Source organism: Duganella sp. HH101, assembly GCF_001758795.1.
Lineage (GTDB): Bacteria > Pseudomonadota > Gammaproteobacteria > Burkholderiales > Burkholderiaceae_D > Rugamonas > Rugamonas rivuli.
Window position 1 is genome coordinate 108688 of the sequence record NZ_LRON01000003.1, and the last position, 22909, is coordinate 131596.

Below are 22909 nucleotides of genomic sequence, written 5' to 3' on the forward strand. Positions count from 1 at the left end.
TTACTAAGGCTCCTATGAGTTGACTAAACTTCGTTTGACAGCGGGTTTTTTCTTCTTCTCCGGCGGTGCTGGCACCTCCGGCATGGCAAGGCGTTCGGCGATGATGGCGCAGTAGTCGGGATTCAATTCGAAGCCGACGAAATTGCGGCCGCAGCGCTTGGCCGCAATGGCCGTCGTGCCGCTGCCCATGAACAGGTCGAGCACCACGCCGTCCGGCGGGCACGAGGCCTTGACCATGCGTTCGATGATCTCCAGCGGCTTTTGCGTCGGATGGTCGGCGCGCTCGGGATGCTCACGGTGCAGGCGCGACACGCTCCACAAATCCTTGGGGTTGTAGCCCACTTCCAGCCACTTGGCGCCGATGAAGATCGAGCGCGAACGGGCTTTCTTGGTTTCGGCGTCGTAGGGTATGCGCACCGAGTCCAGGTCGAAGTAGTAGTCCTTGCGGCGCACGAAGAAGCCGATGGTGTCGTGCACCGACGAGTAGCTGCGCACGCTGCCGCCCATCGACGGCACGCGGCGGTCCCAGATAATTTCGTTCATCATCGTCATGCGCTTTTTCAGCAGCACGAAGATCTCCGGAGAAAAGCGCCAAGTCAGGAAGATGTACAGGCTGCCGTTGGGCTTGAGCTTGGGCAGGGCGGCGTCGATCCACTGCTCGGTCCAGCGCAGGTAGTCTTCCACCGTTTGCGAATCCGAGTCGTTGCCGTAGTCCTTGCCCAGGTTGTACGGCGGGTCGGTCAAAATCAGGTCGATGGAACCGTCCGGGATGCGCGCCAGGCCGGCCAGCGCATCCTCACAGAAGACCTGATTGATCCAGGCTTCACTCATTTGAGGCGCAGCTCCGCGCTGCGGGCGTGGGCCTGCAGACCTTCGCCGTAGGCCAGTTCGGCCGCGACCTTGCCCAGCGTTTGCGCGCCGGCTTCGCTGACGTGGATGATCGACGAACGCTTCTGGAAATCGTACACGCCCAGCGGCGACGAGAAGCGCGCGGTGCGCGACGTCGGCAGCACGTGGTTCGGGCCGCAGCAGTAGTCGCCCAGCGATTCGGACGAATAGCGGCCGAGGAACATGGCGCCGGCGTGGCGGATCTGGTCGGCCCATTGCTGCGGGTTCTCGGCCGAGATTTCCAGGTGTTCGGCGGCGATGCTGTTGGCGATGGCGCAGGCTTCGGCCATGTCGCGCACTTTGACCAGCGCGCCGCGGTCGGTCAACGAAGTACGGATGGTTTCCGCGCGCGGCATCTGGGGCAGTAATTTTTCTATGCTTGCTTCCACCTTGGCGATGTAGTCGGCGTCGGGGCACAGCAGGATGGCTTGCGCCAGCTCGTCGTGCTCGGCCTGCGAGAACAGGTCCATCGCCACCCAGTCCGGATCGGTGGTGCCGTCGCAGACGATCAGTATTTCGGAAGGGCCGGCGATCATGTCGATGCCGACGATGCCGAACACGCGGCGCTTGGCGGCGGCCACGTAGGCGTTGCCGGGGCCGACGATCTTGTCGACAGGGGCGATGGTCTCGGTGCCGTGCGCCAGCGCGGCCACAGCCTGCGCGCCGCCGATGGTGATGACGCGGGTGACGCCGGCAATCGCGGCGGCGGCCAGCACCATCTGGTTTTTCACGCCGTCCGGGGTCGGCACGACCATGATGATTTCCTGTACGCCGGCGACATGCGCGGGAATCGCGTTCATCAGCACCGACGAAGGATAGGCGGCCTTGCCGCCCGGGACGTAGATGCCCACGCGGTCCAGCGGCGTGACCTTCTGGCCCAGCACCGTGCCATCGGCTTCGGTGTAGGTGAAGCCGTTCAGTTCCTGCTTCTGGCGCTCGTGGAATACGCGGATGCGTTGTGCGGCGATGTGCAGCGCGTTGCGCTGCGCTTCAGGGATGGCGGCCAGCGCGGCCTGCAGTTCGGCTTCGGGAATATCGAAGGCGGCCATGCTGGAGGCGCCGCCGTTCGGGATGCGGTCGAAGCGGTTGGTGTATTCCAGCACGGCGGCGTCGCCGCGCGCTTTGACGTCGGCGAGGATGCCGGCGACGGCGCGTTCGATCGCTTCATCGGTGCTCGCTTCAAATGCCAGCAGGGCATCCAGGGACTTTTTGAAATCGGCTTGGGTGGAATCGAGCTTGGTAATTTGAATCGGCATGATGATTTACTTTTTAGAGGCGCGTTCGAATGCTTCGATGATCGGTTGCAGGCGGGCGCGCTTGAGCTTCAGGGCGGCCTGGTTGACGATCAGGCGCGACGAGATGTCCATGATCGCTTCGACCTCTTTCAGGTCGTTGGCGCGCAGCGTGTTGCCGGTGCTGACCACGTCGACGATGGCGTCCGACAGGCCGACCAGCGGCGCCAGCTCCATCGAGCCGTACAGCTTGATCAGGTCGACGTGCACGCCCTTCTTGGCGAAATGCTCGCGCGCGGTCTCCACGAACTTGGTGGCCACGCGCAGGCGCGCGCCCTGGCGCACGGCGGTTTCGTAATCGAAGCCGTTGCGCACCGCGACCGACATGCGGCAGGCCGCGATGTTCAAATCGATAGGCTGGTACAGGCCTTCGCCGCCGTGCTCAAGCAGCACGTCCTTGCCGGCCACGCCGAAGTCCGCCGCGCCGTGCTGCACATAGGTCGGCACGTCGGTGGCGCGCACGATGATGACGCGCACGTCGGGATCGTTGGTCGACAGGATCAGCTTGCGCGAAGTTTCCGGGTTTTCGGTGACGGTGATGCCGGCCGCTTCCAGCAGCGGCAGGGTGTCCTCGAAAATACGTCCCTTCGACAGCGCGAGGATCAGCTGCGAGTTGGCCTGGAATGCGCTCATGTTATTTGATCCGTTTGATGTTGGCGCCCACTGCGGACAGCTTCACTTCCATCTGGTCGTAGCCGCGGTCGAGGTGGTAGATGCGGTCGATCAGCGTTTCGCCGCGCGCGGTCAGCGCCGCGATCACCAGCGATGCAGAGGCGCGCAGGTCGGTCGCCATCACAGGCGCGCCCACCAGCTGCTCGACGCCTTTGATGAAGGCCGTGTTGCCGTCGGTTTCAATCGACGCGCCGAGACGGTTCATCTCCTGCACGTGCATGAAGCGGTTTTCGAAGATCGTTTCGGTCACGCGGCTGGCGCCGTCGGCGATGGTGTTCACCGCCATGAACTGCGCCTGCATGTCGGTCGGGAAGCCCGGGTATTCGGTGGTGCGGAAGGTCACAGGCGTCGGGCGCTTGTCCATCTGCGCGCGGATCCAATTGTCGCCGATGGTCATTTGCAGGCCGATCTCGCGCAGCTTGTCCAGCGCGGCATCCATGATGTCGACACGGGTGTTGCGGATCGTGATGTCGCCGCCGGTCGCCGCGACGGCGCACAGGAAGGTCGCCGCTTCGATACGGTCGGAGATGACAGCGTGCTTGGCGCCGTGCAGTTCGGCCACGCCTTGAATCACGAGGCGGTTGGTGCCTATGCCTTCGATCTTCGCGCCCATCGCCACCAGCAGGTTGGCGAGGTCGGTCACTTCAGGTTCGCAGGCGGCGTTTTCCAGCACGGTCTCGCCTTCGGCCAGCGTTGCTGCCATCAGCAGGTTCTCGGTGCCGGTCACGGTGATCATGTCGGTGACGATGCGCGCGCCCTTGAGCTTTTTGCACTTGGCGTAGATGTAGCCGCCTTCGACGGTGATGTCCGCGCCCAGCGCTTGCAGGCCCTTGATGTGCTGGTCCACCGGACGCGAGCCGATGGCGCAGCCGCCCGGCAGCGAGACCTTGGCTTCGCCGAAGCGCGCCAGCAATGGACCGAGCACCAGGATCGATGCGCGCATGGTTTTCACCAGCTCATACGGGGCTTCCAGCTTGTCGATGGCGGAACCATTCAGCGTGACCTTGTCGCCGTCCTGCGTCACTTTGAGGCCGGTCTGGCCCAGCAGCTTGAGGATGGTCGCCACGTCGTGCAGGTGCGGCACGTTGGACAGTTCGACGTCGCCCGACGTCAGCAGGCCGGCGCACAGGATAGGCAGCGCCGCGTTCTTCGCGCCGGAGATGTTGATGTCGCCGTTCAGGCGGTTGCCGCCTTGTATGAGGAGCTTGTCCATGCTTGCTTATCCTTGGTATTCGTCAGGGGTGAGGGTTTTCATCGATAGCGCGTGGATCTCTTCGCGCATGCGGTCGCCCAGCGCGGCGTACACGATCTGGTGGCGCTGGATCAAACGCTTGCCGACGAAGGCCGGCGAGACGATGATGGCCTGGAAGTGCTGGCCGTCGCCCTCCACTTCGAGGTGGGTGCATTCGAGGCCGGCGCTCAGGTAGCCGTGGATCAGTTCTGGAGTAGTGGTCATGATAAGTCCTTGGAATTAGTGACGCAGACGATAACCGCTGCGCAGCAAACGAATCGCCAGCAACGCCAACGCGACGAGGAAGGCGGAGACGATGCTCACGCTGACCAGCGGGTTGACGTCCGACTGGCCGAAGAAACCGTAGCGGAAACCGTCGATCATGTAGAAGAACGGGTTCAGATGCGATACCGTCAGCCAGAACGGCGGCAGCGAATGGATCGAGTAGAACACGCCGGACAGGAAGGTCAGCGGCATGATCAGGAAGTTCTGGAACGCGGCCAGCTGGTCGAATTTCTCGGCCCAGATGCCGGCGATCAGGCCCATGGTGCCGAGGATGGCGGCGCCCAGCAGCGCGAACACCACGATCCACAGCGGCGCCGTGAACGACAGGTGGGCGAACCACGCCGTCACCACGAACACGCCGAAGCCGACCACGATGCCGCGCACCATGGCGGCGATCACGTAGGCCGAGAAGATCTCCCAGTGCGACAGGGGCGTCAGCAGCACGAACACCAGGTTGCCGGTGATCTTGGACTGGATCAGCGAGGACGACGAATTGGCGAAAGAGTTCTGCAGAACGCTCATCATCACCAGGCCGGGGATCAGGAAGGCGGTGTAGCTGACGTCCGCGTAGACGGTGACGCGGCCTTCGAGCACGTGGCCGAAGATCAGCAGGTACAGCATCGCCGTCAGGATGGGCGCGGCGACGGTTTGCGTGGCGACCTTCCAGAAGCGCAGCGTCTCCTTGTAGACCAGGGTGCGGAAGCCGGTGGAGATGAAGTTCATACGGTGCCCTTATCCATGATCTGCAAGAAGATATCTTCCAGATCCGCTTGTTGCAGTTGCATTTCGTCGATCACGGCGCCGGACTCGCGCAGGCGCGTCAGGATGGTTTCGACTTCAGCGTATTCGTTGATGCGCAGGCTGTACTTCTTGCCGTGCTCCGACTGCTCCGGGTGCGTGACCAGGTGGCGCAGGTCTTGCGGCAGCTCGCCGCTGCTCAGGTTCACGGTCAGCTGCGAGCCGGAGATGCGGCGTATCAGCGACGCCATCGTGTCCAGCGCGACGACCTTGCCGCTCTTGAGCATCGCCACGCGCTTGCACATGGCTTGCGCTTCTTCCAGGTAGTGGGTGGTCAGCACCACGGTATGGCCTTCGCGGTTCAGGCGCGAGATGAACTTCCACAGCGTCTGGCGCAGTTCGACGTCGACGCCGGCGGTCGGCTCGTCGAGCACGATGACGGGCGGCTTGTGCACCAGCGCCTGCGCCACCAGCACGCGGCGCTTCATGCCGCCGGACAGGGCGCGCATGTTGACGTCGGCCTTGTTGGTCAGGTCGAGGTTGTGCATCACCTCGTCGATCCAGGCGTCGTTGTTCGGCAGGCCGAAGTAGCCCGATTGCAGGCGCAGCGTCTCGCGCACCGTGAAGAAGGGGTCGAACACCAGCTCCTGCGGCACCACGCCCAGCTTCTTGCGCGCGGCGCGGAAATCGCCGGTGACGTCATGGCCGTGGATGGTGACTTTGCCGGCGTCAGGCCGGATCAGGCCGGCGATGATGGAAATCAAGGTGGTCTTGCCGGCGCCGTTGGGGCCCAGCAGACCGAAAAACTCGCCCTCTTCGATCGAAAGGGACACGCCGCCCAGTGCCTGGAGCGACTTGTAGCGCTTCTCGACATTGCTTATTTGGATCGCTGTCATGCTTGACTTATCTGTAAGGTGCGGCGGCGCGAGCCGGCGCGGTGTGGCCTAAACGTGGCGGAAGATGCTGCGGGCGCCGCGGCTCTCAGGCAGCGGCAACGTTCAATTATATTGGAAATTCGGATCGGCAGAGCCGGACTGGCTATTTACCAGAAGTACTACGGGCGGCGGGGGTGGGGCGAGGGTCAATGATGGTGGTGCGAGGCCGAGTCGTCGGCGAGACCGGTCTTCTTGGTGAAGAAGGTTTCCGGTGCATTGACCGGGGCAAATTCTTCGTGCAGCGGATTCGGCGCGGCGGGCGCACCCGGCTCGAGCGCGACCGACGGCGGGAACAGCAGCGAGCATACGCCGTACAGCTTGGTCAGGCTTTGCAGCGCCGGCGGCAGGTTTTTCAGTTCCAGCTTGACGCCGGCGTCCTGGGCGGCGCGCTGCCACGCCAGCATGACGGACACCGCCACCGAATCCACCGTCAACACATGGCGCAGGTCGAACACGGTCTGGCCGGCCTTGAGGGCCGCCAGGCCGCGCTCCAGCGCCACGGAGGCGTTGAGCACGGTCAGGGTCGTGAGCGACTGCAGGTTGTCGAGGGGTTCGGAGACGGCGGTAGACATGGCGTTATGGCTTATTTAGCAACGGTTTTCAGTGGTTTGTTGGCCAGCGACTTGTTCTTTTCCGTCAGCGTCTTGATCAGGCCGTCGATGCCGCCCTTGCCGATTTCGGAAGCGAACGTGCCCTTGTAGGTCTCGACCAGCCACGCGCCCAGCACGTTGATGTCGTAGATCTTCCAGCCGGCAGGCGTCTTGGCCACGCGGTAGTTCAGCGGGATCGGTTCGCCGCGGGCGACGTTGACCTGCGAACGCACTTCGACTTCGTTGTCGCTAGGATCGGAACGCATCGGCTTGAACTCGATGGTTTCGTTCTTAATCTGCGACAGCGCGCCCGAGTAGGTGAAGATCAGCAGCGTGCGGAACTGGTCCGACAGCGCTTTTTGCTGCTCGGGCGAGGCGTCGCGCCAGAAACGGCCGGCCGCCAGCGCGGTCATGCGCTGCGAATCGACGTAAGGCAGGATCTTGCTTTCGACCAGGTCCAGCACTTTTTTCTGGTCGCCCGACTGGATCGCCTTGTCCGACTTGGCGGTGTCGATTACTTCCTGGCTGATGCGCTTGACCAGGACGTCCGGCGCTTCGTTGGCGGGCGCTGCGGCCTGGGCGTTGACGGCCATGGCAACAGTTGCTACAGCGATAAGTTGTTTGATCAATTTCATGTTGTCGTTACCTTTGTGTGGTTCTTCGGGGTCACGGGCTGACGTTGCTTGCAGCCGGTGCGCCAGAGTTTAACTCTTTTGGCGCCGATTCGGATGACACGGGGGCAGAAGTTTGTGCGGCGGCCATCGTCGCAACGGCGGGCGCAGCAGCCGGTTTGGCGTCGATTTCCGCCGCATCGTCCTTCTTGGACTTGCGCGGAGCATCGTCGCTGTCGGGATGAATCTGGTTCTCGCGGCGCTGCAGGAAGCCGTCGCGGATGAATTCGTAGCGGTCCAGTGCGGCGTCTTCCAGCAGGCTGGTGGCGTTGAGCAGGTTGGAGCGCTGGTCGACCACGCGCAGCGCGGTGCCGGTGTTGCGGATGTAGACCGGTTCCTTGTAGCCCCAGATGTCGCCCTTGATATCCAGCGGCAGGGCCACCGTGTCGCGCACGGTCGATGGGCCCAGCAGCGGCAGCATCAGGTAGGGGCCGGACGGCACGCCCCAGGTGCCCAGCGTCTGGCCGAAGTCTTCCTTGTGCTTTTGCAGGCCGGCTTCCGAGGCGATGTCGAACAGGCCGACGATGCCCAGCGTGGAGTTCAGCGCGAAGCGGGTGACGTCCGACATGCCGGCTTCGCCCTTGCCTTGCAGCAGGTTATTGACGCCGGTCCAGGCATCGGCCAGGTTGCCGAAGAAGTTGTTGACGCCGGTCTGCACGAAATTCGGCAGCACGTTGCGGTAGGCCGTCGCGGCCGGTTTCAGCGCGTAGGTGTCGACCGTATCGTTAAAGCTGAACATGGCGCGGTTGAAGCCTTCGTACGGATCGCGCGGGTTCGGGCCGGCGCAGCCGGCCAGCAGCACGGTGACGCCCAGCGCCAGTGCGGCACGGCGGAGGTGTTGCGGAGTACGGTGCGTCATTTGCTGTCCTTTCCTTCTGCAGCCTTGCTGTAGATGAACTGATTGATCAAGTCTTCCAGCACGGCGGCCGATTGGGTACGGGCAATCTTGTCGCCGGCGGCCAGGTTATTGGTGTCGCCGCCGGCTTCGATGCCCACGTATTGTTCGCCCAACAGGCCGGCGGTCAGGATCTTGGCCGAACTGTCTTTGGGGAATTTGTAACCTTCTTCCATGTTCAAGGTTACCAGTGCCTGGTAACTCTTGTCATCAAACTTGATCTCTCCCACACGGCCTACCACCACGCCGGCCGCCTTGACGGCCGCTTGCGGGCGCAGGCTGCCGATGTTGTCGAACTTGGCGGTGATCGGATACACCTTGCCGAAGGACATGGAACCCATGTTGCCGGCCTTCAGCGCCAGAAACATCAGTGCGGCGACGCCGACGACGATGAACAGACCGACCCAGACATCCAGAGATTTACGTTGCATAGCGATTCCTTAGTTTCTTATCTTGTGCTTTATCTTGTGCTGCGTCGCTTACTTGCTGAACATCAGCGCCGTCATCATGAAGTCCAGCCACCAGATCATCAGCGATGAGATCACGACCGTGCGGGTGGTGGCGCGCGCCACGTCTTCCGGGGTCGGCTGGGCTTCATAGCCCTGGTACAGCGCAATGAAGGTGATGGCGATACCGAACACCACGCTCTTGGCAAAACCGTTGAAAATATCTTTCCAGATGTCGACGCCGCCCTGCATCTGCGACCAGAACGCGCCGTCATCGACGCCGATCAGCTGCACGCCGACCAGCCAGCCGCCCAGCACGCCGACCGCGCTGAACACCGAGGCCAGCAGCGGCACCGCGATCACGCCGGCCCAGAAGCGGGGCGCCAGCACGCGCTGGATAGGGTTGACGGCCATCATTTCCATCGCCGACAGCTGCTCGCCCGCCTTCATCAGGCCGATTTCGGCCGTCAGCGAGGTGCCGGCGCGGCCGGCAAACAGCAGCGCGGTGATGACCGGGCCCAGTTCGCGGGTCAGGCCCAGGGCCACCAGCAGGCCCAGCGACTGCTCGGCGCCGTATTTGTTGAGCGTGTAGTAGCCCTGCAGGCCCAGCACCATGCCGACGAACAAGCCGGACAGGGTGATGATCAGCATCGAATAATTGCCGATGAAGTGCAGCTGCTCGACCAGCAGCGCCGGGCGGCGCAGCAGGCCGGGCGACACGCCCAGCATATTGGCGAAGGTGCGGGCGCCGTAGCCTATGCTTTCGACGTAGTCGCGCAGCGGCGCGCCCAGCTTGGACAACCAGTTCTTGACGCTCATAAGACTTGCACTCCCAGGCCCAGGTCATCGGCCAGGGACTTGCCCGGATAGTGGAAGGGTACCGGACCGTCGGCCTCGGCGTTGACGAACTGCTTCACATACGGATCGGTCGACACCATCATGTCGGCCGGCGTGCCGTGCGCGACGATCTTGCCCTGCGACAGGAAGTAGACGTAGTCGGCGATGGCGAAGCATTCCTTGACGTCGTGCGAGACCAGCACGGTGGTCGAACCCAGCGCGGTATTCAGGTTGCGGATCAGGTTGGCGGTAACGCCCATCGAGATCGGGTCGAGGCCGGCGAAGGGCTCGTCGTACATGATCAGTTCCGGGTCCAGCGCGATCGAGCGGGCGAGCGCCACGCGGCGCGCCATGCCGCCGGAGATTTCGCCCGGTTTCAGCTTGGCGGCGTTGCGCAGGCCGACCGCGTGCAGTTTCATCAGCACCAGGTTGCGGATCAGCTCTTCCGGCAAGTCGGTATGCTCGCGCAGCGGGAAGGCGACGTTTTCAAAGACGGTGAGGTCGGTAAACAGCGCGCCATGCTGGAACAGCATGCCCATCTTGCGCCGCAGCAGGTACAAGCCGGCGGTATTGAGCTTGTGCACGATCTGGCCCTGGACCTTGACATGGCCGCGTTGCGGGCGGATCTGGCCGCCGATCAGGCGCAATACCGTGGTCTTGCCGCTGCCCGAGCCGCCCATCACAGCGATCACTTTCCCGCGTGGGAAATCCATCTGGAGGCCCGACAGGATGGCGCGCTTTCCATAGGAAAAGTGTAGATCACGGATTTCGACTAGATTAGCCACGACTGAACTCATTGTTTTTAATGCCGTATTGTAGTGCAGAAAGGTTAATCTCTGCTGGCGCCCCCCTCTTTTGCGACAGAGAGAGGCATTGTAAGTAGCAGATAATACAACACTACTGAACCTAAAGTCAGCAATTTACACCTATCAAGAATTGTTACATTGCTGCATTGCACAAGCCATGGACGTAAAAAAACCGGTGGCAACGGGGATCACCCGTTCGCCACCGGCGGGAGGCAGGCTGTCGCGGTGCGCTGGGATTAGCGCGGCAGTTCCGACGAACCCATCAAAAACTCATCGACCGCGCGCGCGCACTGGCGGCCTTCGCGGATCGCCCACACCACCAGCGACTGGCCGCGGCGCACATCGCCGGCGGCAAATACCTTGGAGGCGGAAGTCTTGTAGCAGCCTTCGCCGTCGGTGCTGGCCTTGGCGTTGCCGCGTGCATCTTTCTCGATGCCGAATGCGTCCAGCACATTGGCCACCGGCGATACAAAGCCCATGGCCAGCAGCACCAGGTCGGCCTTCATCTCGAATTCCGAGTTCGGCACTTCGCTCATCTTGCCGTCTTTCCACTCGACGCGGCAGGCGACCAGTTTCTCGACCTTGCCGTTCTTGCCTTCCAGGCGCTTGGTGGCCACCGCCCAGTCGCGCTCGCAGCCTTCCTCGTGCGACGAGGAGGTGCGCAGCTTGGTCGGCCAGTACGGCCACACCAGCGGCTTGTTCTCTTGCTCCGGCGGCATGGGCATCAGCTCGAACTGCGTGACCGAAGCCGCGCCGTGGCGGTTCGAGGTGCCGACGCAGTCGGAACCGGTGTCGCCGCCGCCGATCACCACCACATGCTTGCCGGTGGCTTTCAGCTGGTCCTTGACCTTGTCGCCGGCGTTGACCTTGTTTTGCAGCGGCAGGAAGTCCATGGCGAAATGCACGCCCTTCAGCTCGCGGCCCGGCACCGGCAGGTCGCGCGGCTGCTCGGCGCCGCCGGCCAGCACTACGGCGTCGAATTCCTTCTCCAGGTCTTCCGGGAAGATGGTTTCCTTGGCCCAGTTGTTGACGTTGGCCGGGAAGTCCTTGCCGACCAGTACGCTGGTGCGGAACACCACGCCCTCGGCTTCCATCTGCTTGATGCGGCGGTCGATGTGCGACTTTTCCATCTTGAAGTCAGGAATGCCGTAGCGCAGCAGGCCGCCGACGCGGTCGCTCTTCTCGAACACGGTCACGGCGTGGCCGGCGCGCGCCAGCTGTTGCGCCGCCGCCAGGCCGGCAGGACCGGAGCCGACGATGGCGACCTTCTTGCCGCTCTGCTTGGCCGCAGGCTGCGGCACGACCCAGCCGTGTTCCCAGCCTTCGTCGATGATCTTGTGCTCGATCGACTTGATGCCGACCGGATCGTTGTTGATGCCCAGCGTGCAGGCGGCTTCGCACGGCGCAGGGCAGATGCGGCCGGTGAATTCCGGGAAGTTGTTGGTCGAGTGCAGGGTGTCCAGCGCCTCGCGGTAGTTGCCGCGATAGACCAGGTCGTTCCAGTCCGGGATGATGTTGTTGACCGGGCAGCCGGTGTTGCAGAACGGGATGCCGCAATCCATGCAGCGCGCGCCCTGCACCTTGGCCTGTTCATTGGTCAGGGTGATGACGAATTCGGAATAGTTTTTCAAACGCGTAGCAGGCGGCAAATAGCTCTCGTCCTGACGCTTGAATTCCATGAAGCCGGTGATTTTACCCACGATAAGTCCTTAAATATTGTTCTGTACGGTCAAGCATCAGGCTGCGATCGGCTGGACGACGGCGGCTTCGTTCGCCACGTCTTCGGCCATTTCGATCAGGGCGCGCTTGTATTCGCTCGGGAAGACCTTGACGAATTTGCCGCGGCCTTCGGCCCAGTTGTCCAGCAACAGGCGGGCACGGGTGCTGCCGGTGTGCTTGAAGTGGCGCTCGATCAAACGCTTCAGGATCACCTCGTCCGCCTCGCGGCCATGGTCCTTGTGCTGCACGTGCCAGGTCTCGCTCTGGGCTTCCTGCTCCTTGGCGGTCAGCACCGGCTCCAGCGTCACCATCGCGGTGTTGCAGCGGGCTTCGAAATCGCCCTCCGGGTCGTACACGTAGGCGATGCCGCCCGACATGCCCGCCGCGAAGTTGCGGCCGGTGGCGCCCAGCACCACCACGGTGCCGCCAGTCATGTATTCGCAACCGTGGTCGCCCGTGCCTTCGACGATGGCGGTGGCGCCCGAGTTGCGCACGGCGAAACGCTCGCCGGCCACGCCGTTGAAGAAGGCTTCGCCGCTGATCGCGCCGTACAGCACGGTGTTGCCGATGATGATGTTGTTCACCGCCCAGCCACGGAACTCGGTGTTCGGACGCACGATGATGCGGCCGCCCGACAAGCCCTTGCCGACGTAATCGTTACCCTCGCCGACCAGGTCGATGGTGATGCCGTGCGCCAGGAAGGCGCAGGCCGACTGGCCCGCCGTGCCTTGCAGCTGAATGTGGATGGTGTCGTCCGGCAGGCCGGCGTGGCCGTAGCGCTTGGCCACTTCGCCCGACAACATGGTGCCGACGGTGCGGTTCAAGTTCTTCACCGGCGAGATGAAGGACACGCGCTCGCCTTTTTCCAGCGCCGCCTTGGCTTGCGCGATCAGCTTGTGATCGAGCGCCTTGTCGAGGCCGTGGTCCTGTTCCATCGTGTGGTAGATCGAATGACCTTCCTGCACTTCCGGCTGGTAGAAGATGTTGCTGAAGTCCAGGCCCTTGGCTTTCCAGTGCGTGATCGCCTTGGACTTGTCCAGCAGGTCGACGCGGCCGATCAGCTCGTCATAGGTGCGGATGCCCAGTTGCGCCATCAGCTGGCGGGCCTCTTCGGCGACGAAGAAGAAGTAGTTCACGACGTACTCAGGCTTGCCGGAGAACTTGGCGCGCAGCACAGGATCCTGCGTGGCGACGCCGACCGGGCAAGTGTTCAGGTGGCATTTGCGCATCATGATGCACCCCTCGACCACCAGCGGCGCGGTGGCGAAGCCGATTTCATCCGCGCCCAGCATGGCGGCGATGACGACGTCGCGGCCGGTACGCATCTGGCCGTCGGCCTGAACGCGGATGCGGCTGCGCAGGCCGTTCAGCACCAGCGTTTGCTGGGTTTCAGCCAGGCCCAGCTCCCACGGCGTGCCTGCATGCTTGACCGACGACAGCGGCGAAGCGCCGGTGCCGCCGTCATGGCCGGCCACCACCACGTGATCGGCCTTGGCCTTGGTAACGCCCGCGGCCACGGTGCCGATACCGACTTCCGACACCAGCTTGACCGAGATCGAAGCGCGCGGATTGGCGTTCTTCAAGTCGTGGATCAGCTGGGCCAAGTCTTCGATCGAATAAATATCGTGGTGCGGCGGCGGCGAAATCAGCCCCACGCCCGGCACCGAGAAGCGCAGGGTGGCGATGTATTCCGACACTTTATGGCCGGGCAGCTGGCCGCCTTCGCCAGGCTTGGCGCCCTGGGCCATCTTGATTTGAATCTGGTCGGCCGAGTTCAGGTAGGCCGCGGTCACGCCGAAACGGCCGGACGCCACCTGCTTGATGCGCGAACGCAGCGAATCGCCTTCCTGCAGCGGAATGTCGACCACCATCTGTTCCTTGCCCATGACCGAAGCCATGGTCTCGCCCTGCTTGATCTTGATGCCTTTCAGCTCCATCGTGTAGCGCGATGGATCTTCGCCGCCTTCGCCGGTGTTGGACTTGCCGCCGATGCGGTTCATCGCCACCGCCAGCGTGGCGTGGGCTTCGGTCGAGATCGAACCCATGGACATCGCGCCGGTCGCGAAGCGCTTGACGATTTCCTTGGCCGGCTCGACTTCGTCCAGCGGGATCGCCTTCGACGGATCGAGCTTGAACTCGAACAGGCCGCGCAGGGTCAGGTGGCGCTTGCTCTGGTCGTTGATGATCTGGGCGTACTCTTTATAGCTGGAGAAGTTGTTGCTGCGGGTCGAATGCTGCAACTTGGCGATCGCATCCGGGGTCCACAGGTGGTCTTCGCCGCGCACGCGGTAGGCGTATTCGCCACCGGCGTCCAGGTGGTTTTCCAGTACTGGATCGTTGCCGAAGGCCAGGTTATGCAGGCGCAGCGCCTCTTCCGCCACTTCGAACACGCCGATGCCCTCGACGTTGGAAGCCGTGCCCTTGAAGTATTTGTCGACCAGCGACTTGTTCAGGCCGACGGCTTCGAAGATCTGCGCGCCGCAGTAGGACATATAGGTCGAGATGCCCATCTTGGACATGACCTTCATCAGGCCCTTGCCGATGGCCTTGGTGTAGTTGTAGACCGCCTTGTCGCCCGACATATCGCCCGGCATGCCGTGCGCCATCTCGACCAGGGTTTCCATCGCCAGGTAAGGGTGGATGGCTTCGGCGCCATAGCCGGCCAGCAGCGCGAAGTGGTGGGTTTCGCGGGCCGAGCCGGTTTCCACGACGAGGCCGGTGGAAGCGCGCAAGCCCTTGCTCACCAGGTGCTGATGGATGGTGGATGTGGCCAGAAGCGCGGGGATGGCGACACGATCGGCGCCAACCGAGCGGTCCGACACGATCAGGATGTTGTGGCCGGACTTGACCGCATCGACCGCCTCGGCGCACAGCGAGGCCAGGCATGCTTCCACGCCTTCCTTGCCCCAGGCCAGCGGGTAGCAGATGTTGAGCTCGTAAGACTTAAACTTGCCGCCGGTGTGCAGGCTGATGCCGCGCAGGCGGGCCATGTCGTCGAAGCCCAGCACCGGCTGCGACACTTCGAGGCGCATCGGCGGGTTGACGTTGTTGGTGTCGAGCAGGTTGGGCTTGGGGCCGATGAAGGACACCAGCGACATCACCATCGCTTCGCGGATCGGGTCGATCGGCGGGTTGGTCACTTGCGCGAACAGCTGCTTGAAGTAGTTGTACAGCGGCTTGAGCTTGTTGGACATGACGGCCAGCGGCGAGTCGTTGCCCATCGAGCCGGTGGCTTCTTCGCCGGCGGCGGCCATCGGCGCCATCAGGAATTTCAAATCTTCCTGGGTGTAGCCGAAGGCTTGCTGGCGGTCCAGCAGCGACGGCAGGGCTTTTTCGCCCTGGGCCGGCGCGATGTCCTTGGCGCGGTTGTGCGCCAGCTGGCTTTCGCTCAGCTTGATTTCGTTGAGCTTGATGCGCACCGCGTTGATCCACGCCTTGTACGGCTTGGCGTTGGCGTAGGTGTCCTTCAGCTCTTTATCGTCGATGATGCGGCCGGCTTCCAGGTCGATCAGGAACATCTTGCCTGGCTGCAGACGCCATTTCTGGATGATCTTGGATTCGGGAATCGGCAGCACGCCCGATTCCGAGGCCATCACCACCAAGTCGTCGTCGGTGACGATATATCGCGCAGGCCGCAATCCGTTCCTGTCCAGCGTGCCGCCGATGTAGCGGCCGTCGGTGAAGGCCATGGCGGCCGGGCCATCCCACGGTTCCATCATGGCGGCGTGATATTCGTAGAACGCGCGGCGATTGTCGTCCATCGTGCCGTGATTTTCCCAGGCTTCCGGAATCATCATCATCATCGCCTGGGCGATCGGATAGCCTGCCATCAGCAGCAGTTCCAGCGCGTTGTCGAAGCAGGCGGTGTCCGACTGGCCTTCGTAGATCAGCGGGAACAGTTTCTGCAGATCTTCGCCCAGCACGGCCGACTTCATCACGCCTTCGCGGGCGCGCATCCAGTTGAAGTTGCCTTTGACGGTGTTGATCTCGCCGTTGTGGGCGATCAGGCGGTACGGGTGGGCCAGCGGCCATTCCGGGAAGGTGTTGGTCGAGAAACGCTGGTGCACCAGCGCCAGCGCGGAAACGCAGCGCGCATCCTGCAGGTCCTTGTAGTAGACGCCGACCTGGTCCGCCAGCAGCAGGCCTTTGTAGACGATGGTGCGGGCCGACAGCGAGGCCACGAAGAATTCCTTACCGTGGATCAGCTTCAGCGCCTGGATGGCGTGGCCCGACGATTTGCGGATCACGTACAGTTTGCGCTCCAGCGCGTCCGTCACCATGATGTCGGCGCCGCGGCCGATGAAGATCTGGCGGATGACCGGTTCCTTGGCGCGCACGGTAGGGGACATCGGCATGTCGCAGTCCACCGGCACATTGCGCCAGCCCAGCACGACCTGGCCTTCGGCGCGCACGGCGCGCTCGATTTCCTGTTCGCAGGCGATGCGCGATGCATTTTCTTTAGGCAGGAACACCATGCCGACGCCGTATTCGCCTGGCGGCGGCAGTTCCACGCCTTGCTTGGCCATTTCGTCGCGGTAGTACTGGTCCGGGATCTGGATCAGGATGCCGGCGCCATCGCCCATCAGCGCATCGGCGCCGACGGCGCCCCGGTGATCGAGGTTTTTCAGGATCAGCAGACCCTGTTCCACGATGGAGTGGCTCTTGTTGCCCTTGATATGGGCGACGAAACCGACGCCGCAGGCATCGTGTTCATTGGACGGATCGTACAGACCTTGGGCTTTCATGGGCTCTCCACTGCAATTTTGACTAACGAAAAACTAGAGTAGTGCAATGCAGCAGAAAATTCAACAATAACAATTAGGGTCGGAGTCGGATTAATTTTTCCAAAGTCCGCCGAATTTTTAATTAGGGACAGAGTGATGCCGGGAGTAAAAAAACCGCAGGAACCGGCGATTCCTGCGGCATCCGCCAGCTGTTCAGGCGGCTTCCGGCTTGATTTTGAACGGCCGGCCGCGCTTGGCGGGCAGCACTTGGCGCTTGACCTTGTGCTGCAGCGCCGTCTTGAACTGCTCGCTGCCCAGCGGCCAGCCTTTCAGCAGCGCCTTGCTGATATGCGCCACCTCTTCCTCGCTCAAGGACGGCTCGGCCAGCGCGATATATGCCGCCTCGCGCTGGAACGGCGTGTTGCCCAGCTCCCAGAACTTCGGATGGTCGACGATCAGGCCGTCCGGGCGCAGCCCGGCGTGGTGCGGATAGCTGGACCACGGATAATCCTCGGCCCGCCCCACCATGCCGTTGCGCACCGGGTTGAACTCGATATAACGGCTGCAAGACATGAAGTATTGCTCGGCGTCGATGAGCGAGGTTTTGTAGCGTCCGTTCCACAAAGTGCCGCTGCGGCCATATTTCTGGTTGAAATAGGGCACGTAGTAGCGGCCTATCCACTGCATCATCTGCCCCAGGCCGTCCGCATCGGCCGGCGTGACCAGCAAATGCAGGTGATTCGGCATCAAAACATAGGCGTGCACGGCCACTTTGTAGTTTTTGGCGGCGGTGCGCAGCCAGCCGAGGAAGGTTTGATAGTCTTCGGCATCCTGGAACACCGGCTGGTTGTTATTGCCGGTCTGGATGACGTGATGAGGCTGGCCAGGGACGATCAAGCGGGGTAGACGTGCCATAATTTTGAGCAGAAGATATCGGATGCACCGATTCTACACCACTCTGTCCCCGATTATTCAGGCGCGCCGAAAAACCGGCGCGACTCTGACCCTATTTTTTCAGGAGAGGTTGAAGCTAGCGGACAGGCTGTAGCCTTCGCCATACGCGCTGCGCAGCGGCAGGTCCTGGCCCAGGCCGGTGCGGGCCTTCTTGCGCAGGCGGTACACCAGCATGTCGACGCGGCGGCCGGCGTCCGGATCGTCGCCGCCGATACCGGCCACGATGACCTGGCGCGGCACGGGACGGGTGTTGATCGTCAGCAGATGCAGGAAATTGCATTCCTTTTCAGTCAGCGTGATCGCCATGCCTTGCAGCTCCAGCTGGCGGGCGCTGACCTTCAACGTCCACTTGCTCGGCGCCGGGATGGTTTCCTGCGGACCGACGCGGCGGTCCAGCGCCTCGATGTGGGCGGCCAGTTCCGGGAATTTGATCGGCTTGGTCAGATAGTGGTCGGCGCCGAGGCGCAGGCCGAGGATGCGGTTGTCGAAAGCGACGCGGCCGGTCAGCACCAGCAGGCCGATTTGCGGGTAAAGCTGGCGCATCCGGGGTATCACATTGAAACCGTCTTCGTCCGGCAAGCCCAGGTCCAGCACCACCACGCCCACGTTGCCCTGGCTCAGGGCGGACCACATATCGCTGGCATTGTTGGTGATGTGCACTTCGTGTTCAAGCTCAGTCAAGAACTCTGCCATTTCCTCGGCATAGTCCAGATTGTCTTCCACGATGAGTATTTGCGTCATTGATGCGCCATTCGATCGATTATTGAGCAACGGTGCTCAGTCCTGCCCTGCTGCTTCAGCTTGCGTCCAAGGAATTATCACTGCTGCCATCCGCCCGCGCAAGGCTTTTCCCGGCGCTGGCCGCCACGGGCAGCCAAATCCGAAATTCCGTGCCGCTTTCAGAAACATTTGTTGCCGTCAAGGTGCCGCCATGCACGTCCACCACCGCGCGCGCCATGTACAAGCCCAGGCCCGATCCGGCGATGCCGGCAGCGTTGCTGCCACGGAAGGATTTGTCGAACACCTGCGCCCATTCCGCCGCCGGCAAACCGGTTCCACGATCGCGGACCAAGAACTCGACGCCGCCCTCGCTTGCCATTTTGCCTATCAATTCTATCGGAGTATGAGCGTCTGTGTACTTAATTGCATTGTCCAGCAAAATTTCTAGGCATAAGCGCACACCGGCGGGGTCGCAGCGCATCCACTGGGGCAGCGTTTCCAGCCGCAGCATGATGCCGCCGCGGCGGCTGCGGGCCTGCTCGGCCACCGCCTCCAGCAGCGCGGCGGGGGAAATTTCATTGGGCTGGCGCTCGCGGCCGATGCTGGCCATGCGCTCGGGCGACAGGTATTCGTCCAGCATCGCCAGCATGCGGTCGACCGCGGTCTGGATCTTGCGGTAGCGCTTGCGGGTGCCTTCGTCGTGATGGGCGCCGGTCATTTCCAGGCGCTGCACGGCGCCGTCGATGGTCGACAGCGGCGTGCGGAATTCGTGCGACAGCATGGACGCGAATTTTTTCTGCTGCGCGGCCAGTTCGCGCCGCGCGCTCAGGTCGCGCACCACACCGACCACGCTGACGGCGACGCCGTGCTCGTCGACGATCAGCGTCGATTCGATTTCCACCGGCAGCAGGCGGCCGTCGGCATGCGGCAGCTCGGTTTCGCGCAGGAGGCGCCGGCGGCTCGCGTCGCCGGCAGCGTGGCGTTCCAGCCTGGCGGGCAGCTGCTGCAACAGGCCGGCCGCCAGCGCCTGCGCCGAGTCCAGCGTGTAGCCGAACTGGCGTTCTGCGGCCGGACTGAGCCAGGAAAGCTTGAGGCTGGCGCAATCGGCCATCCAGCTGACCTCGCCGCTGTGCTGGAGCAGCAGGCGATAGCGCTCCGCCTCCGCCTGCGACTGGCGCAATGCCGCTTGCAGTTCGGCGACGGTCGCCACTTATTCCACCAGCGGCGCGAAGATCTGCTGCAAATCCTCCTGGGTGAGCGCCATTTTCTGCGACTCGCCTTCGGCCAGGATGGATTGCGCCAGATCGGATTTCTTCTGCTGCAGCACCTGGATTTTTTCCTCCAGCGTGCCCTTGGCGATCAGCTTGTAGACGAACACCGGCTTGTCCTGGCCGATGCGCCAGGCGCGGTCGGTGGCCTGGTTTTCCGCCGCCGGGTTCCACCACGGATCGTAGTGGATCACGGTGTCGGCCGCCGTCAGGTTCAGGCCGACGCCGCCGGCCTTCAGGCTGATCAGGAAGATCGGCACCGCGCCCTGCTGGAAGGCCGCCACCTGCGCGCTGCGGTCCTTGGTCTCGCCGGTCAGCAGCGCATACGGGATATCGCGCGCCTCCAGTTCCTCCTCGATCAGCTCCAGCATGCTGGTGAACTGCGAGAACACCAGGATCTTGCGGTTTTCCTCCAGCAAATCCTCGACCATCTGCATCAGGTCGACCAGCTTGGCCGAGCCTGCCGTCTGCTTCTTCGACGGCAGCGACTTGACCAGGCGCGGATCGCAGCACACCTGGCGCAGCTTGAGCAGCGCCTCCAGAATGACGATCTGGCTGCGCGCCACGCCCTTGCGGTCGATTTCCTCGCGCACCTTCTGGTCCATGGCCAGGCGCACGGTCTCGTACAGGTCGCGCTGGGCGCCGGTCAGTTCGACCTTGCGCACCATCTCGGTCTTGGGCGGCAGTTCCTTGGCCACGTTGTCCTTGGTCCGGCGCAGCAGGAAGGGCTTGATGCGGCGGTTCAGCAGCGCGCGCCGCAGCGGGTCGTCCTGGCGCTCGATCGGATGGCGGAACACGGTGTTGAAACCCTTCTCGTCGCCGAGCAGGCCCGGCAGCAGGAAGTGGAATTGCGACCACAGCTCGCCCAGGTGGTTTTCCAGCGGCGTGCCGGACAGGCACAGCCGGTGGCGCGCGCGCAACAGGCCGGCGCTTTGCGCGGCCTTGCTGCGGGTGTTCTTGATGTAGTGCGACTCGTCCAGGATGACCAGGTGGAAATCGTGCTCGCGCAGTTTTTCCTCGTCGCGCGGCAGCAGCGCGTAGGTGGTCAGCACCAGGTCGGCTTCATCGATCTGGTCGAACTGGCCCATGCGGTCCTTGCCTTGCAGCAGCAACACGCGCAGGCCGGGCGCGAAGCGCGCCGCCTCTTCCTGCCAGTTGCCCATCAGGCTGGTCGGCGCGATCACCAGCGCCGGCGCGGTCAGGCGGCCGGCTTCCTTCTCGACCAGGATGTGGGCCAGCGTCTGCACGGTCTTGCCCAGGCCCATGTCGTCGGCCAGGATGCCGGCGAAGTTGTATTCCCGCAGGAATTGCATCCACGACAGGCCGTCGGTCTGGTAGTCGCGCAGCGTGGCTTGCAGGCCGGCCGGCGTGGCGATGCGCTTGACGGCGCCGAACTGGTTCAGGCGCGCGCCCATTTCGCGCAGCTCCTCGCCGCCGTGCCAGTTCAGCTCGACGTTGCGGGCCAGCTCGTCCAGACGCGCGGCGTCCAGCGTGGCCATGCGCAGCGAAGTCTTGATCTTGTCGCTGAAATACAACTCGCCCAGCGTGGTCAGGATGGGCTTGACGCGGCCCCAGGGCAGCGCGACCCGGCTGCCGTCGGGCAGCGTGGCCAGCATCTGGTCTTCGTCGCCGTGCTGGGCGATGGTCTTGGGATTGAAATCGTTGGGCGCGCTGCGGATCATCTGCACCAGCACCGGCAGCAGCGGCACGCGGTCAGGGCCGACCATGATGCCCAGTTCCAGTTCGAACCAGGCGCGGCCGCCATCGGCCGGATCTTCCGTCACTTCCGCATACCAGTCGCCGACTTCGGTGACGTCGTAGCGGTACTTGACGGTTTTTTCCACTTTCCAGCCGGCGTCCTTCAGCGCGGCGACGCCGTCGCGGGCGAAGCGCAGCCATTCGGCCTGGGAAGGCAGCAGCAGGCCGCCCTTGACGCTGCTCAGCGGCAGCGTGGCCGGCGGCAGGAAATGGCGTTCGGTCAGCAGCGCCAGCGCCAGCTCTTCGGAGGCGGCGTCGCGCTGGATGATCTCGGTCACTTCGCCCTTCTGGCGCACCACGCGCTGCGACGGATCGAAGGACACGCGCTCGCCGTCGTAGTCGAAGGACAGCACGGCGAAATCGTGCCAGCGCTGCAGCGAGCCGTCGGCCAGCATGGCGGCGTCCAGGGTCAGCACCGGACGCGGCTTGACGTCGTCGCGCACGCGTTGCGGCAGCGGTTGCGGCAGCGGCATCAGCTGTTGCAGGCCGTGCGCCAGCAGCAGTTGCGACACGCGCATCTTGTCGTTGTTGGTCAGCAGCGGCGCTTGCGCCACCAGCGCCTGCAGATCGGCCAGCGGGATCGAGGCGCCGCCCTGGTTCAGCTGCAGCACGCCGCAGGACAGGTTGTCGATGTACCACGGCGGATCGGTCGGCAGCATGTAGTCGACCTGGTCGGCGCCGACATGCTTGGCGTTCGGCGGCGCCTGCACCTGCCAGCCCAGCCGCAGGCCCTTGCCTTCTTCGCGCCAGGCCAGGTTGGCTTCGCGCATCACGCCGCCCTTGAGCGGGTAGACCAGGCCGTTGCCGACATCGGCCCAGGAATTCGCCCAGAGCAATTTATCCTGTTCGGCCAGCATGTTCAGCAGGGCCGCGCCGATCTTGCCGCGCGGCTCGGTGGCGGAGCCGGTCTGGGAATTCTGTCCGCTGCGCATGGCAACGAAGAAACGGATCAAGTCCTCGTCGCCGGCCGCGAGGAAGCTCGGCGGCGCCGACAGCAGCGAAAACACTTCGCTGACCGGACTGGCCGCGGCAACGTCGCCGTTCGAGCGCAGGCGGGCCTTGTACAGGCACAGCGCCACATGGCGGCCGCCGCTGGTGGGCGCCATCACGTAGATCAGCTTGTATTGGGTTTGTTGCTTCGGATCGCTATCGACCGGCGGCGCGTTCAGTTTGGCTTTGGGATGCGCTGCCGCATCCACACGCTGCAGCCAGGTGGCTACGGCGTACGACAATTGATTCGCGGGCGGCGCAGGGCGTGCGGGAGATGCTGGGGCGGCCGGAGCAGCTGGCTTGGCGGGAACATCGTCGGTGGCGTCGTCGCGGGTAAAATCCATAGGTCGCATTGTTGGTCAAAGATGGTTCAAAAACGGCAACAGGCGATATTATCCGCCATACACGCGTTCGTGTTTGCGGATTCTTCATAAAACCCGCATGTAAACGTGTTACTTCGGCGTTCTCCGGGGCGTGCACAGTCCTTTTG

19 protein-coding genes are annotated in these 22909 nt (G+C 63.3%); all 19 read right to left on the minus strand.

Features of this window, described 5'->3' with window-relative positions; all coding sequences use genetic code 11:
- Positions 1–12: 12 nt before the first annotated feature.
- Positions 13–831: a site-specific DNA-methyltransferase gene (locus DUGA2_RS05645; RefSeq protein WP_070267811.1), complete on the minus strand. Its 819-nt coding sequence runs from the start codon at positions 829–831 to the stop codon at positions 13–15.
- Positions 828–2144 carry a histidinol dehydrogenase gene (hisD, locus tag DUGA2_RS05650; protein WP_070267814.1) on the minus strand — a complete coding sequence of 439 codons (1317 nt, stop codon included), beginning with the start codon at positions 2142–2144 and terminating at the stop codon, positions 828–830. Before hisD ends, DUGA2_RS05645 begins: the two co-directional genes overlap by 4 nt.
- A gap of 6 nt (positions 2145–2150) precedes the next feature.
- Entirely contained in the window at positions 2151–2813 is a 663-nt protein-coding gene (hisG, locus tag DUGA2_RS05655; protein ID WP_008443069.1) for an ATP phosphoribosyltransferase, read from the minus strand.
- 1 nt (position 2814) lies between these two features.
- Positions 2815–4065, minus strand: a complete 1251-nt coding sequence (murA, locus tag DUGA2_RS05660; protein WP_070267815.1) for a UDP-N-acetylglucosamine 1-carboxyvinyltransferase — start codon at positions 4063–4065, stop codon at positions 2815–2817.
- A 6-nt stretch (positions 4066–4071) separates the two neighbouring features.
- Entirely contained in the window at positions 4072–4308 is a 237-nt protein-coding gene (locus DUGA2_RS05665; protein WP_070267817.1) for a BolA family protein, read from the minus strand.
- 15 nt (positions 4309–4323) lie between these two features.
- Positions 4324–5091, minus strand: a complete 768-nt coding sequence (locus DUGA2_RS05670) for an ABC transporter permease (protein ID WP_070267819.1) — start codon at positions 5089–5091, stop codon at positions 4324–4326.
- Entirely contained in the window at positions 5088–6002 is a 915-nt protein-coding gene (locus tag DUGA2_RS05675; protein WP_070267821.1) for an ABC transporter ATP-binding protein, read from the minus strand. Before DUGA2_RS05675 ends, DUGA2_RS05670 begins: the two co-directional genes overlap by 4 nt.
- Before the next feature lie 185 nt (positions 6003–6187).
- Complete coding sequence (locus DUGA2_RS05680) at positions 6188–6613, minus strand: lipid asymmetry maintenance protein MlaB (protein WP_070267823.1); 426 nt, start codon at positions 6611–6613, stop codon at positions 6188–6190.
- Between the two features lie 11 nt (positions 6614–6624).
- Positions 6625–7266 carry a phospholipid-binding protein MlaC gene (locus DUGA2_RS05685; protein WP_070267825.1) on the minus strand — a complete coding sequence of 214 codons (642 nt, stop codon included), beginning with the start codon at positions 7264–7266 and terminating at the stop codon, positions 6625–6627.
- Between the two features lie 31 nt (positions 7267–7297).
- Positions 7298–8161, minus strand: coding sequence for a VacJ family lipoprotein (locus tag DUGA2_RS05690; protein WP_070267827.1), 864 nt, complete (start codon positions 8159–8161; stop codon positions 7298–7300).
- Positions 8158–8628: an outer membrane lipid asymmetry maintenance protein MlaD gene (mlaD, locus tag DUGA2_RS05695; RefSeq protein ID WP_070267829.1), complete on the minus strand. Its 471-nt coding sequence runs from the start codon at positions 8626–8628 to the stop codon at positions 8158–8160. Before mlaD ends, DUGA2_RS05690 begins: the two co-directional genes overlap by 4 nt.
- Before the next feature lie 48 nt (positions 8629–8676).
- Positions 8677–9462, minus strand: coding sequence for a lipid asymmetry maintenance ABC transporter permease subunit MlaE (gene mlaE, locus DUGA2_RS05700; protein ID WP_070267831.1), 786 nt, complete (start codon positions 9460–9462; stop codon positions 8677–8679).
- Positions 9459–10277, minus strand: a complete 819-nt coding sequence (locus DUGA2_RS05705) for an ABC transporter ATP-binding protein (protein WP_070267833.1) — start codon at positions 10275–10277, stop codon at positions 9459–9461. Before DUGA2_RS05705 ends, mlaE begins: the two co-directional genes overlap by 4 nt.
- Positions 10278–10522: 245 nt before the next feature.
- Positions 10523–11986: a glutamate synthase subunit beta gene (locus tag DUGA2_RS05710; RefSeq protein WP_070267835.1), complete on the minus strand. Its 1464-nt coding sequence runs from the start codon at positions 11984–11986 to the stop codon at positions 10523–10525.
- A gap of 36 nt (positions 11987–12022) precedes the next feature.
- Complete coding sequence (locus DUGA2_RS05715; protein WP_070267836.1) at positions 12023–16750, minus strand: glutamate synthase-related protein; 4728 nt, start codon at positions 16748–16750, stop codon at positions 12023–12025.
- 192 nt (positions 16751–16942) lie between these two features.
- Positions 16943–17644 carry a transposase gene (locus DUGA2_RS05720; RefSeq protein WP_070267838.1) on the minus strand — a complete coding sequence of 234 codons (702 nt, stop codon included), beginning with the start codon at positions 17642–17644 and terminating at the stop codon, positions 16943–16945.
- 99 nt (positions 17645–17743) lie between these two features.
- The gene (locus tag DUGA2_RS05725; RefSeq protein ID WP_008443102.1) at positions 17744–18424 is read right to left on the minus strand and encodes a response regulator transcription factor; all 681 of its coding nucleotides are present in this window, start codon (positions 18422–18424) and stop codon (positions 17744–17746) included.
- 55 nt (positions 18425–18479) lie between these two features.
- Positions 18480–19613 carry a PAS domain-containing sensor histidine kinase gene (locus tag DUGA2_RS05730; RefSeq protein WP_070267840.1) on the minus strand — a complete coding sequence of 378 codons (1134 nt, stop codon included), beginning with the start codon at positions 19611–19613 and terminating at the stop codon, positions 18480–18482.
- Positions 19614–22763, minus strand: a complete 3150-nt coding sequence (locus tag DUGA2_RS05735) for a DEAD/DEAH box helicase (RefSeq protein ID WP_070267842.1) — start codon at positions 22761–22763, stop codon at positions 19614–19616.
- Between the last annotated feature and the right edge of the window lie 146 nt (positions 22764–22909).

Coding starts and splice junctions, on each gene's coding strand:
- hisG (WP_008443069.1), bottom strand. CDS start 2,813: ATGAGCGCATTCCAGGCCAACTCGCAGCTGATCCTCGCGCTGTCGAAG.
- DUGA2_RS05685 (WP_070267825.1), bottom strand. CDS start 7,266: ATGAAATTGATCAAACAACTTATCGCTGTAGCAACTGTTGCCATGGCC.
- mlaD (WP_070267829.1), bottom strand. CDS start 8,628: ATGCAACGTAAATCTCTGGATGTCTGGGTCGGTCTGTTCATCGTCGTC.
- mlaE (WP_070267831.1), bottom strand. CDS start 9,462: ATGAGCGTCAAGAACTGGTTGTCCAAGCTGGGCGCGCCGCTGCGCGAC.
- DUGA2_RS05665 (WP_070267817.1), bottom strand. CDS start 4,308: ATGACCACTACTCCAGAACTGATCCACGGCTACCTGAGCGCCGGCCTC.
- DUGA2_RS05645 (WP_070267811.1), bottom strand. CDS start 831: ATGAGTGAAGCCTGGATCAATCAGGTCTTCTGTGAGGATGCGCTGGCC.
- DUGA2_RS05720 (WP_070267838.1), bottom strand. CDS start 17,644: ATGGCACGTCTACCCCGCTTGATCGTCCCTGGCCAGCCTCATCACGTC.
- DUGA2_RS05725 (WP_008443102.1), bottom strand. CDS start 18,424: ATGACGCAAATACTCATCGTGGAAGACAATCTGGACTATGCCGAGGAA.
- DUGA2_RS05680 (WP_070267823.1), bottom strand. CDS start 6,613: ATGTCTACCGCCGTCTCCGAACCCCTCGACAACCTGCAGTCGCTCACG.
- DUGA2_RS05705 (WP_070267833.1), bottom strand. CDS start 10,277: ATGAGTTCAGTCGTGGCTAATCTAGTCGAAATCCGTGATCTACACTTT.
- DUGA2_RS05670 (WP_070267819.1), bottom strand. CDS start 5,091: ATGAACTTCATCTCCACCGGCTTCCGCACCCTGGTCTACAAGGAGACG.
- murA (WP_070267815.1), bottom strand. CDS start 4,065: ATGGACAAGCTCCTCATACAAGGCGGCAACCGCCTGAACGGCGACATC.
- DUGA2_RS05735 (WP_070267842.1), bottom strand. CDS start 22,763: ATGGATTTTACCCGCGACGACGCCACCGACGATGTTCCCGCCAAGCCA.
- DUGA2_RS05675 (WP_070267821.1), bottom strand. CDS start 6,002: ATGACAGCGATCCAAATAAGCAATGTCGAGAAGCGCTACAAGTCGCTC.
- DUGA2_RS05715 (WP_070267836.1), bottom strand. CDS start 16,750: ATGAAAGCCCAAGGTCTGTACGATCCGTCCAATGAACACGATGCCTGC.
- hisD (WP_070267814.1), bottom strand. CDS start 2,144: ATGCCGATTCAAATTACCAAGCTCGATTCCACCCAAGCCGATTTCAAA.
- DUGA2_RS05690 (WP_070267827.1), bottom strand. CDS start 8,161: ATGACGCACCGTACTCCGCAACACCTCCGCCGTGCCGCACTGGCGCTG.